Source organism: Herbidospora mongoliensis (genome assembly GCF_001570545.1).
In the GTDB taxonomy this organism is placed as follows: domain Bacteria; phylum Actinomycetota; class Actinomycetes; order Streptosporangiales; family Streptosporangiaceae; genus Herbidospora; species Herbidospora mongoliensis.
Map to the genome: position 1 here is coordinate 92,036 of NZ_BBXD01000021.1, position 14,149 is coordinate 106,184.

Below are 14,149 nucleotides of genomic sequence, written 5' to 3' on the forward strand. Positions count from 1 at the left end.
GCGCTCACCTCCGGGTCGCATGAGCCGTGCGAAGCGGTCATCGGGTGCTCACCCTCGGGTCCAGAACGGCGTAGAGCAGGTCCGCCAGCAGTGTGAACACGATCACCCCGAGGGAGAAGAGCAGGAACACCGCCTGCAGCAGGGGGATGTCGGGCCCGCGCAGCGCCTCGGCGGTGAGCAGTCCCAGACCTGGCCAGGAGAAGACGTACTCGACCGTGATGGCCCCGCCGATCACGAAGCCGAGGTTGAGGAAGATGAGCGTCATGGTCGGCAGCAGCGCGTTCGGCACCGCGTGCCGCCGCCGCACCAGATCTTCACGCAGGCCCTTGGCGCGGGCGAGCGTCAGATAGTCCTGCCGCAACTCGTCGACCAGCGACGCCCGCATGATCGAGGTGTATTCGGCCAGGTAGACGACGGCCAACGCGGTCACAGGAAGCACCAGGTGCCAGGCCGTATCGACCGCTGTCGCGAAGAATCCGGACACGCCGACCGAGTTGATGCCGCCGCTCGGGAAGAACGGCAGCCACATGATGAGCATCATGCCGACCCAGAACTCCGGCATCGCGTAGAGCGTGTTGGTCGTCCCCGTCGTGATCCGGTCGAACCGCGACCCCCGCCGCCACCCGCTGCGGATGCCCAGCCACACCCCGACGACCGCCGCCACGAGCACGGCGGTCCCGACGAGCAGCACGGTCGGCCAGACCCGTTCGCCGATGATGTCCCAGACGGGCCGGTTGAACCGGGTCGAGTTGATCGTCGAGGCGAAGGGATTGCCCAGATACTCCACGAACTGTTCGGAGATGGGCCGGTTGAGCTGCTGGCGCAGCCTGACCAGCTGGTCGGGCGACATGTTCCGGCCCCGCGTGTACAGGCCGATCGGGTCGCCCGGCAGCAGCCGGAACAGGAAGAAGTTGAAGACGACGACGAACAGCAGCGTGCCGATCGACCAGCCGACCTTCTTCAGCACATAGCCGCGCACCGGTTCACTCCCGGTCGTCGGAGGACACCGACGACCGCCGCCGCAGCACCAGGAACCCGGCGCCGCCGATGACGAGGACACCGGCGGCGATCGCGACGATCAGCCCGACGCTGGTCCCGTCGGCGGGCGCGTCCGAGGCCTTCGGATCGGTCGCCGTGACGGGGGCCATCGTCAGATAGGAGTGGATCCCGTACTGGAACAGCAGCGACCCGTCGGGGTCGGGCTGCGCGGTGAAGCCGGTCCACCGGTCGCTGCGGTAGGCGACCAGGTCGTTGTAGTAATAGGTGATCGCGTACGCCGCGTCGTCATACACGAGCTGCTGCATCTGCTTGGCCAGCTCGGCGCGCTTGGCCTGGTCGGTCTCCCCCGACTGCTGCTCGTAGAGCTTGTCGTAGGCGGGGTTGCAGTAGAACGAGTCGGACAGGTCGGCGTAGACGGCGTCGCCGTCCTTGTAGCTGCGCTTGCCGCAGGTGAAGACCGACATCTGGTAGTCGGGGTCGGGTTCGACCACCCAGCCCCACTCGAACATGTCGTAGTTCCCCTGCCCGATCACCTCGGTGAGGGTGTCTTCCGACATCACCTTGACGGTGACGTCGATCCCGATCTCCTTCAGCCAGCTCTTCACGAACTCCGCGGTGCTCTGCGAGTCCTGCGACTCCTGCCGCGAGAACAATCGCAGCCCGAACCGGGTGCCGTCGGCCTTCTTCGGGAACCCCGCCTCGTCGAGCAGCTGGTTCGCCTTGGCCAGGTCGAAGTTCTGCGGCGCGGTCGGCGTGTGGTGCAGCAGCGGATAGACCGGCGGGATGAAGGTGTCGGCGGGCGAGCCGTGCCCGTTGAGCACCCGGTCGACGAGGGTCTTGCGGTCGATGGCGTGCGAGATGGCCAGCCGCACCTGCTTGTTCTTCAGCGCCTCGTGCCCGTCGCCGATCGCGGTGCCGTCGGCGAGGGCCGCGCCGGTGTTGAAGGCGATCTCGTTGAACCCGGAGTATTCGGAGCTCCGGGTGGTCACGCCCGGCTTGTCCTTCAGCGAGTTGAAGACGTTGCTCTGCAGGTCGTAGGCGAAGTCGATCTCCCCCCGGACCAGCGCCTGCGCCTCGGCGTCGGCGTTGGTGAACACCCGGAAGACCAGCTCGTCGAACTTCGGCGCGCCCTGCCAGTAGTTCTTGTTCGCGGCGAACCGGATGTACTGCCCCTTGCGCCGCTCGACCAGCTGGAAGGGCCCGGAGCCGACCACCGGCTGACCGTTCAAGGGCTCGTTCGCGTACGACTTGACCTCGTCCCCGTCGACGTCCTTCCAGACGTGCTCGGGGATGATCGGCACCGCCAGCCGTTCCATGATCGGCGTCGGCTTCTTGACGTGGAGGACCAGCGTCGTGTCGTCGGTCGCCTCGGCCTTGTCGATGTTGGCGACGTAGTTGCCGTAGTTGGTCTGCTCGAAGTCGCCGTCGATGATCCGGTTGAAGGTGTACGCGGCGTCGCGGGCCGTCAGCGGCTGCCCGTCCGACCATTTCACCCCGGAACGGATCTTGTACGTCCACGACTTCTTGTCCGGAGCCTCGCTGTAGGACTCGGCGAGGGACGGCTGCGTCGAGACGTCCTTGGCGCTGGAGGTGGTGAGGTAGTCGTACATGAGAGCGTAGGTCTCGTAGGCCTCCACGACGATGCCCGTGAACGGGTTCGTGGAGTCGACGTCCGACTGGATCCCGATCGTGAAGGTCACCTTCCCGGCCGGCGACGGGCCGGCCGCAGCCGCCGCCGGGCTGGACAGGAGCCCCGCGGCGAGCGCGAAGGTCAGTGCTCTTTTGACGAAATGGTACATATCGTCCTCCGGGGGCGGGAGTGACTCCAAATCGGTACTGTCCTGCCATGACACACCCGGTAGTGCACAAACTGCACGGCATCGAGCGGATCGACGACCACGCCTGGATGAGAGACCCCGAGGCGGTGCGAGATGTGCTCATCTCCGAGCGGCGGCGCTACGAGTCCCGGATCGCCCACACCGCCCCCTTTCGGCAGCATCTCGCAGCCATAATGGCTGGACGGACGCCTGAGACTGAGTCTTCAGTCAGCTGGCGCCATGGGGCCTTTGTCTACTACACGCAAATTGTCACCGGAAGAGAGTTCGGTGAATTCAGACGAAAGCGTGATGGTTCCGATGAGTTGCTGCTCGACTTGGACGCCTTCGGGGAGTACGTCGAGCTGGGCGTGCGCGAGGTCTCACCGGACGAACGGTGGCTGGCCTATTCGGTGGACGTGACCGGCGACGAGGTCTACGAGCTGCGCTTTCGCGACCTCGACTCGATGCAGGACCTCCCCATCAGGATTGACGGGACTTACTACACGGGCGGCTGGGCGGACGGCTGGTTCTACTACACGGTGGTCGACGAGGTGTACCGGCCGTGTGAGGTGCGGCGATACAACCTGGAGACCGACACTGACGAACTGGTACTGCGTGAGGGGGACCGGAAGTTCGAGCTGACGATCAAAGCCACCCGGTCCGGCACCCACCTTCTGATCACCGCCGCGAACCGCGACACGACCGAGGTGTGGTCGGTGGTCGACGGCCTGCCCGAGTCGGTCGGCGGGCGGCGTCCGGGCATCGAATACCGCTGCGACGCGACCCTCGACGGCCTGGTGACCTGGACCGACGACGGCCACTCGGAGTTCCGCGTGGTCGGCGTGCCGCCGCTTCCCGGGGAACGGATCCACGAGGTGGACTGCTTCGACGGATACAAGGTGCTGACGCTGCGCCGTGGCGGTGACCCGCTACTGCGGGTCCTCGGCGACGACGGAACCTCTTACGAGGTGCATCCGCCGGTCCCGTGCGGGCGGATCGCCCTGGTGCACAACGCCGAATATCTGACCGAGACGGTCATTTTCGAGACCGGCTCGTACAGCGAACCGACACAGTGGTGGAGCCTGACCCTCGCGACAGGCGACCGCGAACTGCTCAAAGAGAACCCACGCCACGACGGCTACGTCAGCGAACGCCTCTGGGCCCCCGCCCCCGACGGAGCGGTGATCCCCATCACGGTCGTCCGCCGCACCGACGTCCCTTTGAACGGCACCGCCCCCTGCCTCCTCTACGGATACGGCGCCTACGAAGCGGTCTTCGACCCGACCTGGGACGCCGCACTGTCGGCCTTCCTCGACGAGGGCGCGATCTTCGCCCACGTGGGGGTGAGAGGCGGCGGAGAGATGGGCCGCGCCTGGTGGCAGGCCGGAAGGCTGTCCCGCAAACCGACGACGTTCACCGACCACATCGCCGCGGCCGAACACCTGCTGGCCGGCCGCGTCTCCCGCATCGCCACCCGCGGCCTGTCGGCGGGCGGCCTCCTGCAAGCCGCCGTGTACGGAATGCGCCCCGACCTCTGGGCCGCGGTCGTGGCCGAAGTCCCCTTCGTGGACGTCGTCACCACCATGCTCGACGACACCATCCCTCTGACCGTCAACGAGTGGGACGAATGGGGCGACCCTCACCGCGTCGAAGACTTCACGTGGATGCTCGCCTACTCCCCCTACGACAACATCCCCGCCGGCGACCTGCCGCCTCTCCTGGTGACAGGCGCCGTGAACGACCCGCGCGTCCTGGTCCACGAGCCGGCCAAATGGGTTGCCGCCCTGCGCGCTCAGGGAGCCGACCCCCTGTTCAGAGTCGAGGTGGAAGACGGCGGCCACTCCGGCCCACCCGGCCGCTACGCCCACCTGCACTACGAGGCGGAGATCTTCTCCTTCGTCCTGGACGCACTCAAGAAGACGTGAACGACCCCACCCGCGAGCAGCCCCCAGAACGCGGCCCCCACCCCCAGAAAACTCACTCCGGAGGCGGTCACCAGAAAGGTGATGATGGCCGCCTCCCCCGCGATGTTCCTGACGGCCGCCCCGAGCGCACCGAGTAGCGCCAGCCCCGCGACCCCCTGAATCAGCACCGGCGGCGACTGCACCACGAACGAGGTGGCGATCGCCGCCGACAGCCCCAGCCCGATCATCCCGACCCCGGACGTCGTGGCGGCGATCCACCTTCTGCCGGGGTCAGGCTCGGCATCGGGCCCGGCGGACAGCGCCGCCGAGATGGCCGCGAGGTTCACCGCATGCCCCCCGAACGGCGAGGCCAGCGCGGATGCGACACCGGTCACCCGCAGCGCCGCCGACAGCGGCACCTGATACCCGAACCCCGCCATGACCGCCATCCCCGGCACGTTCTGGGACGCCATGGTCACCAGGAACAGCGGCAGCGCGATCGAGACGACCCCCTGCACCGTGAACCGCGGCGCGGTGAAAGCGAGCTGCGGCCACCCCCCGTCGACGGGCGCCGCGATCAGCACGACGGCGACCACCAGCGCCGCCGGCACGGCCCAGGTCCTGGCGAACCGCATCAGCACCAGCCAGACGAGCACGACCGGAATGGCCAGCTGAGGCACCTGCACGACGGCTTCGACGGGGGCAAGACACAGATCGAGCAGCACCCCCGCGAGCATCGCGGCGGCGATGGGCTGCGGAATCGCCGCGATCCAGCGCCCAAGCGGCTTGAACAGCCCAGCCACGATGATCAGCGCCGACGAGACGATAAACGCCCCCACCGCAGTGGCGAACCCACCCTCGACGGCCCCGGTGGACGCGAGCAGTGCCGCCCCCGGCGTCGACCAGGCGATCACGATCGGCATCCGGTAGCGCAGCGACAACCAGATGGAACTCGCCCCGACGGCGAGGCACGCCGCCAGCAACCCGGAGGCGGCCTGGGCCGGGCTCGCCCCCACCGCCTGGAACCCGCCGAGCAGGATCGCGAACGAACTCGCGAACCCGACGACGGCGGTGACGATCCCCGCGACGATCGGCTGAACCACGACCACACCTCCTCGTTCCATAAACGGAACGCTCGCGATGTGAGGGAGGATAACCCGCGTGGACGCCCAAGGGATAGGCCGCCGCCTCAGAGACCTCCGAGAGGCGAAGGGCGTGTCGCTGTCCGCCCTGGCCAGGTCGGCGGGGGTGGGAAAGGCGACGATGTCCGGCCTGGAGACGGGCACCCGCAATCCGACCATGGAGACGTTGTGGAAGGTCGCGGCGGCACTGGAGGTCCCGCTGACGGCGTTGCTGTCCTCACCGGCGGTTCTGCCGGACGTGGCGGTCGAAGGCAGACTCCTGGAATCCTTCACCGAGTCGGCGGCGACCTACGAGCTCTACCGCCTGGTGATCAAAGCGGGCAGCTCTCAGGTGTCACCCGCCCACGGCGCCGACGTGACCGAGCACCTGACCATCTTCACCGGCACAGCGGAAGTCGGCCCCATCGCGACCCCCCTCCGAGGCACTCCGGGAGATCACTTGGTATTCCAGGCCAGCACCCCTCACCTTTACGCGGCCGGCCCGGAAGACGTCCACGCGAGCCTGCTGATCCGGTATCCGGTATGACCATGCTGCTGCCGACCGACCGGGAAATCCGCGCACTGCACGAGAAATACGCTCCGACACAGGAAGCGTTCGATCTCGTCTACACCCACTGCCGAATCGTGCACGAGATAGCGCGGCAACTTCTCGTTCCCGAGGTCCACGACGCAGAGTTGGTGCGCGTCGGCAGCCTGCTCCACGACATCGGCGTCTATCGTCTTCACGCCGACGACAGTTATCTACGCCACGGAATTCTCGGCCACGAACTCCTCCGGGCCGAAGGCTTCCCGGAAGTCATCTGCCGCTTCTGCTCCTGCCACACCGGAGTCGGTCTCACCCGCGACGACGTGCGAAAACAAGGTCTCCCGATCCCGGTCGCCGACTATCTCGCCGAGACGCCCGAGGAAGAACTCGTCATGTACGCCGACAACTTCCACAGCAAATCCAACCCCCCGGCCTACGTCTCCGCCGACGCCTACGAAGCTCGAATCAGACGCTTCGGCGACGACAAAGCGGCGGCCTTCCGGTCGATGCGCGAGAAATACGGCGTTCCCGATATCTCTAAAGCGTCTCGCGCAACTCCCGCTTGAGAATCTTCCCGACCGCGTTCCGAGGCAGCGCCTCCACGACTTCGAGCCGCTCCGGCAGCTTGTAAGAGGCGATCCCCGCGTCCTGAAGAAACGCGACCACCGAATCCAGCGTGATGGACGTCTCCGGCTTCACGACCACCAGCGCGCAGGCCTTCTCGCCGAGCACCGCGTCGGCGTATCCCACGATCGCCACCTCGGCCACCGAAGGATGCCCGGCCAGCAGCGCCTCGACCTCGGCCGGCGCGATGTTCATCCCGCCCCGGATGATCAGGTCCTTGGCCCGGTCGACATACCGCAGATAGCGCCCCTGGGCGAGCTCGAACACGTCTCCGGTGATGAGGTATCCCTCGTCGTCGAAGGGATCGGCCTCGGCGGTCCCGGCGAGATATCCGGCGAATACGGTCGGCCCGGACAGCCGCAGCTCGCCGGGAATGCCTTCTTCGGTGACCTCGACCCCGTCGTGGGAGAAGAGCTTGACCGACGTCCCGCCGAGGGTCCCCGGCCATGAGGTCCCGGGAGCGTCGGGGCGGGGGAAATAGCGCGCCCGGTCGTCAGGGTCGGGCATCGTCTCGGGGTCGGACAGGAGGGCGATGCCCTCGTTCGATCCGAAGAAGTTGATGATCGCGATGCCGTACTTCTCCTGCCAGCCCCGCACCATCGGCGGCGGCAGCGGCGCCGACCCAGATCCGATCCGCGTCAGGGAGGAGATGTCGAACTGCCCGAGCACCTCGGGCTTGTGCAGCAGCATCGTCAGCAGAGCCGGCGGCGCGAGCGTGTAGGTGACCCGCTCGGCGGAGACCTGCGACAGATACACCGGCAGGGCGAAGGGGTGGTGCTGGATGAGCGCGAACCCGGTCCGCAGCCACGGCATGAAGACGCCGCCGATCCCGGCCATGTTGACCATCGGGAACGGGTTCAGCACCACGTCGGAGGACTCAAGCCCGACGGCGTCGGCGCAGGTCCAGCCGACGGCGTTCCAGTCGTAGTGACAGCGCGGCACTCCCTTGGGGGTCGCCTCGGTGCCCGACGTCCAGCAGATGGTCACGCAGTCGTTGGGGTCGACCGTCAGCGACGCGAGGTGCGCGGCCAGTTTGCCGGCGTCGCCGGTCGCGGTCTCCAGCGCGCCGCCCCATTCGAGGACCGTTTCCACGCCGATTTCGTGGACGACCTCCGCCCGATCCGCCGAAGTGACGAATACCGAAGCGGAGGCAAGAGGCGTCAGCTGGGAAAGCTCATATCGCCGGTACTGAACCGGAAACGGCGTCACGATGGCGCCGATGCGCACCACGGCGAGAACGGTGACGGCCAGCTCAACCGAGTTCGGCAACTGCACCGCCACCACGTCGGAAGCAGAAACGCCACGGTCAAGAAGGACGGCCGCCACCCGGTCGACTTCGGCGTCAAGTTCAGCCCAGGTCAGCCGTTTAGGCGCGGAGCCCCCCATGAGGGCGGCCTTGTTCGGCGGATCAGCCACGGCCAAAGCGTCAGAACGCTCCGCAACACGCGCCCGCAACATGCCGTCAATGGTGTCGTCAGTCCACCACCCGGCGGAGGTGTAGCGCTCGACGACGTCCTTCGCGTGCAGCCTCATGCCGGACTCCCGGGGCTCTTTGATTGTGCCCGGAACATTAGGCAACCCCGTCCTCACGGTCAACGAGTTTCGGCTGATTCATGTGGGTTAGGCGTAAGAGATCAGAAAGGGGGCGACACATGGACCGCCACACCACCGTCGAGCGGGGCCGAGACCTGGACGTGATCATCGTGCTGACCCGCCAGCACGCCCTGATCAGGGATCTGTTCGATGAAGTGGAGCGCAGTCAGCCGGCCGACCGGAGGGAGACCTTCGAGCGGCTGAGGCGGCTGCTGGCCGTACATGAGGAGGCCGAGGAAGTCGTGGTGCATCCGGTCGCGCTGGCCCGCCTGAACGGCGGGGCGGAGATCGTGGCGAACCGGAGGACGGAGGCGCGGAAGGTCAGGGAACTCCTCACGGGCCTCGATCCCGACTCACACGACTTCACGCGTCATTTAGAGATTCTCCGAGCCTGGGTGTTCGCGCATGTGACCGCGGAGGAGAGGTACGAGTACTGCGCGCTTGATTCGCTGACCAGCGCGGCCGAACGGCACGTGATGGCCGAGGAGGTCCGGGAGACCTTCAGGCACTGATGTCGAAGTGCACCTCGCGGCGGGCCAGCACGCCGCCGCAGGCGGTGCAGAGCAGGACAGGAGCGAGCCCGGCGCCGCAGGACTTGTGGGTGATGTCCAGTCGGGAGCCCGGTGGCGTCGGGAGCTCCCGCTGTGCCCAGTCGACGAGGAAGGCGAAGACCTCGAAGAAGGCCACGCCCTTGTCGGTGAGGCGGTAGCCGCTCTCGCAGGCGCGGAAGACGCCGAGGTCGACGAAGCGGCGCAGCCGGTCGGTCAGCACCGAGGGCGCGATGCCCATCTCGGCCTGGAAGTCGCCGAAGCGCTTCACCCCGAGGAAGGCGGCGGCCAGCACGTGGGTGGACCACCGGTCGCCGAGGATGTCCATGGCGTCGGGGCAGTAGCCGAGGTAGTCGGGGCGCGGGGCGGTGGTGCGGCGGTGCTGCCGGGGTGAGTGAACACTGGCGAAGGTGGCGTTCGGGCCGCGTACGGTCCGGGTGCCGCGGGCGGTCATCACGTTGAGGCAGTGGCCGCAGCCCAGTACGGGGCGCGATTCGTTACCGCAGATGTCGTGGATGAGCGGCGGCAGTTCACGGTCGGTCCAGTCGCGTTCCCACGAATAGACGGCCACCAGCAGCGACCACAGGTCCAGGCCCCGCTGGGTGAGGCGGTATTCGTAGCGGAGGCGGCCGTTGCGGTAGGCGGCGGTCTCGAAGATGCCGCAGGCCACGAGTTCCTTGAGCCGCGAGGCCAGGACCGATTCGCTGATGCCCAGCTCGTCTCGCCAACCGGCGAACGTGCGGACGTGGAGGAGGAAGGCCCGCTGGAGGATCATCAGGACCCACCGGTCACCGAGGATCGTGAGCGCCTGACCGATCGGGGTGAGCCGCTCTTCGGCCGGAGCCGAAGGTGGTGCGACCGCCAGGGTGGTCTCAGGCATGAGAATCCTGGCAGGTGGTGCTGTACATGTTTCCCCGCGCTTACTGGATGAACCCGAATATCCCACTCTAAGGGCACATTGACGAGCTGACTTCTCTATCCGTAGCGTCCGTGTATGGAAGTAATGGACGAATCAGGCGAAGACAACCCATACCTCCTCGGGGTCTACGCGCCCGTCCATGAGGAGATCACCGCTGACGATCTGACCGTCATCGGCGAGATTCCGCGCGACCTCAACGGGGTCTACCTGCGCAACGGTCCCAACGCGCGGTTCCCGATGCGGGGCCGCTACCACTGGTTCGACGGCGACGGCATGGTCCACGCGATGCACTTCGAGAACGGCACCGCGCGTTACCGCAACCGGTGGGTGCGCACGAAGGCGTTCGAGGCCGAGAGCACGGCCGGGCGGGCGCTGTGGACGGGGGTCATGGAGAACCCCAAGGCCAACCCGTTCGGCAACACGCGCGGCCTTAATCTGAAGGACTCCTCGAACACCGACATCGTGTTCCACCAGGGGCGGCTCCTCACCACCTGGTACCTGTGCGGGCAGCCGTACACGATGGACCCCCTCTCGCTCGAGACGCTCGGCATGCAGACCTTCCTCTACACGCTGACCGGCGACGTCATGGCCCATCCGAAGGTCGACGAACGCACCGGCGAGCTGTTCTGGTTCGACTACGGGCCCAAACCGCCCTTCCTCCGGTACGGCGTGATCGGCCCCCAGGGCACCGTCGACCACGTGGTCGACCTCGACCTGCCGGGCGCCCGGCTGCCCCACGACATGGCGATCACCGACAGGTACGCGGTCCTGATGGACCTGCCGCTGTTCCAGGACCTCGACGCCGCCCGCCAGGGCCGCTACAAGCTGACCTTCGACCGGTCGCTGCCCTCGCGGTTCGGCGTGATCCCCAAGCGCGGCCGGGCCGACCAGATCAGATGGTTCGAGGCGAAGCCGTGCTACATCTACCACGTGGTCAACGCGTGGGAGGAGGGCGACGAGATCGTCATGGACGTCTGCCGCGTCGGCCGCCCCGCGCCCGCCGGCACCGGGAGCGCGCTCGCCCGCATGATCAGCTACCTGAAGCTCGACGCCCGGATGTACCGCTACCGCTTCGACCTGACGACGGGCGCGACCTCCGAGGAGTACGTCGACGGCGACCACAACACCGAGTTCCCGTCCATCGACCAGCGCCTGACCGGCCAGAAGTCCCGCTACGCCTACAACGTCTCGGTCAAGCAGGCGCCCACCAACCTGTTCGACGGCCTGGTGAAGTACGACAACCTCACCGGCGCGAAGCAGACCTATTACTACGGCGAGCACCGCTACGGCAGCGAGGCGCCCTTCGCCCCCCGCGACAACGCCCAGGGCGAGGACGACGGCTACCTGGTCTCCTTCGTCACCGACGAGCGGGAACAGCGGTCAGAGGTGCAGATCCTGGACGCGTCCGACATCACGAAGGGCCCGGTGGCGCGGGTGCTGCTGCCGCAGCGGGTGCCGCTCGGCTTCCACGCCACGTGGGTCAGAGGAGATCAGCTCTAAATGCTCACCGTTTCACTGGGCCTGTGGCAGGACCGGCCGGCCTCCGACGCCCTGCTCACCGCCAGGGCGGCCGACGAACTCGGCTACCCCGAACTGTGGGTCGGCGAGATGGCCACCTACGACGCCTTCGCGCTCGGCACCGCCATCGGCCTGGCCACCGAACGGATCGCGCTGACCCTCGGCCCCTTCGCGGTCGCGGTCCGCGACCCGATGATGATCACGATGGGCGTGGCATCGGTGGCCGATCTCGTGCGGCGGCCGGTGAACGTGGCGATCGGCACGTCGAGCCCACTCGTCGTCGAGAAGTGGCACGGCCGCTCCCACGCGGGTTCGGCCAAGGCCTTGGACGATCATGTCGAGGCCCTGCGCACCCTGCTCGACGGCGGGAAGAGCTCTGGCTACCACCTGCGGCTGGACGCCCCTCGGTCGACGATCACCGTCGCCGCCTTCGGCCCCAAGGCCGTGCAGATCGCGGCGAAAGCCGACCGCATGGTCCTCAACCTGATCACTCCGGCCTCGGCCGCCCGCCTGATCAGTGATTTCCGTGCCGTGGGGGGCAAGAGGGTGACCGCCTGGGTGACCGCGTCGGTCCTCCAGGACGAGGCCGCGATCGAGCAGCTCCGCCGGGGAGTCGTCGGCTATCTGGCCGCCCCCGGCTACGGTGAGATGTTCGCCGAGGCCGGGTTCGGCGACGTCGTCGCGTTCGCCCGCACCCGACCGCATCCGCGCGAGCTGCTTGCCAGGATCCCCGACGAGCTGCTCGAATCGGTGGGACTGCTCGGCGACTCGATCGAGAAGCGACTGGCCGAATATCGTGACGCCGGAGTCGACGAGATAGCCGTGGTGCCCGTGAGCACGGCCGACGACCCCGGTGGCGCCACAACGCTCAGGGAACTGTCGGCTCTGGGCGCGCGTTGAGGATCCATCGTCCAGTATTGAGATGTATCGCGAACGATCCGAAGGGGCCCCAATGTCGCCACTAGCCAAGTACTACATCGGTGCGGGCATCGGCTCGCTCATCGCCATCTGGCTGCTGCCCAACCTGATCGCCTTTTTGGTGGTGGCCGGGCTCCTCGGGGCGCCGGTCGTCGCCTGGTTCATGCTCGACGAATCGCAGCGGCGCCGGATCCTGCGGCTCCGGCGCAAGGGCATCGGCCGCTGAAGCTGACGGCTCAGGCCGTCGCGACCTGGGCGTGAACCCGGTCGGTGACCTTCCGCTCGAAGTAGAACGACAGGAAGGGCACCGTGCCGGCGAGCATCACGCCCAGGATGTAGCCCCACGACCAGCGGGCCTTCAGGCCCAGGTTGATGGTCGCGACCAGATAGATCATGTAGAGGAAGCCGTGGATCGGCGAGATGATCTGCGAAGGCCCGGGGATGTCGAACCCGTAGCGCAGGACCATCCCGGTCACGAGCACGAGCAGCATGCAGCCCACGATGTAGGCCATGACTCGAAACGGTTTGAGGGCGGATTCCACGGTCACGTCTCCGGCTGGGATTCGGGGTCATTAGAGCGTACGGCGTCGCGGACGAAGTGGAACCACATGTAGACGGCGAACGCCGCGAAGATCCACCACTGGGCCGCATACGCGAGGTTGCGCCAGGTCAGCGCGGCCCCCACGGCGGGGGCGGGCACGGCCACCGGGGTGGCCGACAGGGCGGGCGTCTGCTGCGTGGCCACGACGAAGCCGTCGCGCAGGGCGCCGTTCCACAGGTTGATCAACTCGGCCGTCGAGACGGTCGCGACCTGCCCGGTCGGCAGGGCGCCGCCGCGCTGGACCGCGTCCGACTGGTCGGGCGGCCGCAGCCGGCCGGTGACGTTCACCTGACCCACAGGGACGTCGACCGCGGGATCGTCGGGCGAGGCCACCCAGCCGCGGACCACCGGCATGGTCGAGCCGTCGGCCAGGTTCAGTGGGGTGAGCAGCCAGAACCCCGCGCCGCTGGAGGCCCGGCCGCCGGGTGCGGCCACATCGGGCTCGCGGTCGGCGACCAGCAACTGCGCGCTGGAGTCATAGGTGCCCGTGGCCGTGACCTGACGGCCGATCTCGTCGGTGGTGACGCGTTCGCCGGGGGCGCTGAGGTCGGTCAGCGCGACGGGGGCCGGGTCGGCGGCGGCCCGGGGATGCCCGGAGTCGGTGAAGACGCCGAGCTGCCAGCGGCCGAGCAGGATGAAGGCCACCAGAACCCCGATCACCAGCAGGTGGAGGCCCACCAGGCGAGGGGAGAACAGGGTGCGCAGCATGACAGACAAGGTATCCGTCATGCACACCGGTCCCGGCCATGGGGCCGGATTCGGCAAAACTAGCAATAACGACATATTGGTGTCTCGTGGGCATGGTGGGTCGCTAGAGTTCGTGACATGTCTGACCCACAGGTTGACCCGGCCGGGAACACGCAGGCCTTCCGCGCCTTCGCGCGTAACCAGGAAGCAGCCGAGCAGCAGGTTGAGCAGCAGGAGTCGTCGCGCCTGCCCATCTACATCGCCCTAGGCGTCGCCCTGGTGATCGTGGTGGCGGTCGGCGCCTACTTCGCCTTCCTGGCCTAGGACAACCTCACCGAGCAGAACCGCCGGCG

15 protein-coding genes are annotated in these 14,149 nt (G+C 67.5%); 8 read left to right on the forward strand and 7 right to left on the reverse strand.

The window, feature by feature from the left end; genetic code table 11:
- Positions 1-37: 37 nt before the first annotated feature.
- Together AW272_RS31025 and AW272_RS31030 are read right to left on the reverse strand one after the other, a co-directional pair.
- Positions 38-979 carry an ABC transporter permease gene (locus AW272_RS31025; RefSeq protein ID WP_157518908.1) on the reverse strand — a complete coding sequence of 314 codons (942 nt, stop codon included), beginning with the start codon at positions 977-979 and terminating at the stop codon, positions 38-40.
- Between the two features lie 4 nt (positions 980-983).
- Positions 984-2,798, reverse strand: coding sequence for an ABC transporter substrate-binding protein (locus AW272_RS31030; protein WP_066372848.1), 1,815 nt, complete (start codon positions 2,796-2,798; stop codon positions 984-986).
- Positions 2,799-2,845: 47 nt separating this feature from the next.
- Here AW272_RS31030 and AW272_RS31035 point away from each other — a divergent pair, with 47 nt between their 5' ends.
- Positions 2,846-4,741 carry a prolyl oligopeptidase family serine peptidase gene (locus AW272_RS31035; protein WP_083958876.1) on the forward strand — a complete coding sequence of 632 codons (1,896 nt, stop codon included), beginning with the start codon at positions 2,846-2,848 and terminating at the stop codon, positions 4,739-4,741.
- Here AW272_RS31035 and AW272_RS31040 read toward each other — a convergent pair.
- Positions 4,690-5,823 carry a benzoate/H(+) symporter BenE family transporter gene (locus tag AW272_RS31040; protein ID WP_245657809.1) on the reverse strand — a complete coding sequence of 378 codons (1,134 nt, stop codon included), beginning with the start codon at positions 5,821-5,823 and terminating at the stop codon, positions 4,690-4,692. The genes AW272_RS31035 and AW272_RS31040 overlap by 52 nt on opposite strands.
- Before the next feature lie 58 nt (positions 5,824-5,881).
- Between AW272_RS31040 and AW272_RS31045 the strand changes: the two genes are divergently transcribed.
- Both AW272_RS31045 and AW272_RS31050 read left to right on the forward strand, forming a co-directional pair.
- Positions 5,882-6,388: a helix-turn-helix domain-containing protein gene (locus tag AW272_RS31045; protein WP_066372852.1), complete on the forward strand. Its 507-nt coding sequence runs from the start codon at positions 5,882-5,884 to the stop codon at positions 6,386-6,388.
- Between the two features lie 2 nt (positions 6,389-6,390).
- The gene (locus AW272_RS31050) at positions 6,391-6,954 is read left to right on the forward strand and encodes an HD domain-containing protein (protein WP_066373093.1); all 564 of its coding nucleotides are present in this window, start codon (positions 6,391-6,393) and stop codon (positions 6,952-6,954) included.
- Here the strand turns inward: AW272_RS31050 and AW272_RS31055 are convergent.
- The gene (locus tag AW272_RS31055; RefSeq protein WP_066372854.1) at positions 6,926-8,545 is read right to left on the reverse strand and encodes a class I adenylate-forming enzyme family protein; all 1,620 of its coding nucleotides are present in this window, start codon (positions 8,543-8,545) and stop codon (positions 6,926-6,928) included. The two genes, AW272_RS31050 and AW272_RS31055, sit on opposite strands and share 29 nt — an antisense overlap.
- A gap of 119 nt (positions 8,546-8,664) precedes the next feature.
- Between AW272_RS31055 and AW272_RS31060 the strand changes: the two genes are divergently transcribed.
- Positions 8,665-9,117, forward strand: coding sequence for a hemerythrin domain-containing protein (locus tag AW272_RS31060; protein ID WP_066372855.1), 453 nt, complete (start codon positions 8,665-8,667; stop codon positions 9,115-9,117).
- On the opposite strand, the gene AW272_RS31065 is transcribed toward AW272_RS31060, so the two are convergent.
- Positions 9,107-10,033: a winged helix-turn-helix transcriptional regulator gene (locus AW272_RS31065; protein ID WP_066372856.1), complete on the reverse strand. Its 927-nt coding sequence runs from the start codon at positions 10,031-10,033 to the stop codon at positions 9,107-9,109. The genes AW272_RS31060 and AW272_RS31065 overlap by 11 nt on opposite strands.
- Before the next feature lie 114 nt (positions 10,034-10,147).
- Between AW272_RS31065 and AW272_RS31070 the strand changes: the two genes are divergently transcribed.
- Genes AW272_RS31070 through AW272_RS31080 form a run of 3 tightly spaced genes read left to right on the forward strand, consistent with a single transcriptional unit; the run spans position 10,148 to position 12,734 of the window.
- Complete coding sequence (locus AW272_RS31070; RefSeq protein ID WP_066372857.1) at positions 10,148-11,572, forward strand: carotenoid oxygenase family protein; 1,425 nt, start codon at positions 10,148-10,150, stop codon at positions 11,570-11,572.
- A complete protein-coding gene (locus AW272_RS31075; protein ID WP_066372859.1) occupies positions 11,573-12,490 on the forward strand; it encodes an LLM class F420-dependent oxidoreductase in 918 nt (305 codons plus the stop codon).
- 52 nt (positions 12,491-12,542) lie between these two features.
- On the forward strand, positions 12,543-12,734 hold the full coding sequence (locus tag AW272_RS31080; protein ID WP_066372860.1) for a tail-anchor membrane protein: 192 nt from the start codon (positions 12,543-12,545) through the stop codon (positions 12,732-12,734).
- Between the two features lie 10 nt (positions 12,735-12,744).
- Here AW272_RS31080 and AW272_RS31085 read toward each other — a convergent pair whose 3' ends face one another.
- Both AW272_RS31085 and AW272_RS31090 read right to left on the reverse strand, forming a co-directional pair.
- Positions 12,745-13,056 (reverse strand): DUF3817 domain-containing protein, encoded by a 312-nt coding sequence (locus AW272_RS31085; RefSeq protein WP_369408790.1) that lies wholly within the window; start codon positions 13,054-13,056, stop codon positions 12,745-12,747.
- Positions 13,053-13,817 (reverse strand): SURF1 family protein, encoded by a 765-nt coding sequence (locus tag AW272_RS31090; RefSeq protein WP_066372862.1) that lies wholly within the window; start codon positions 13,815-13,817, stop codon positions 13,053-13,055. Before AW272_RS31090 ends, AW272_RS31085 begins: the two co-directional genes overlap by 4 nt.
- Before the next feature lie 117 nt (positions 13,818-13,934).
- On the opposite strand from AW272_RS31090, the gene AW272_RS31095 reads away from it, so the two are divergent.
- Positions 13,935-14,120 (forward strand): hypothetical protein, encoded by a 186-nt coding sequence (locus AW272_RS31095; protein WP_066372864.1) that lies wholly within the window; start codon positions 13,935-13,937, stop codon positions 14,118-14,120.
- Positions 14,121-14,149 lie beyond the last annotated feature (29 nt).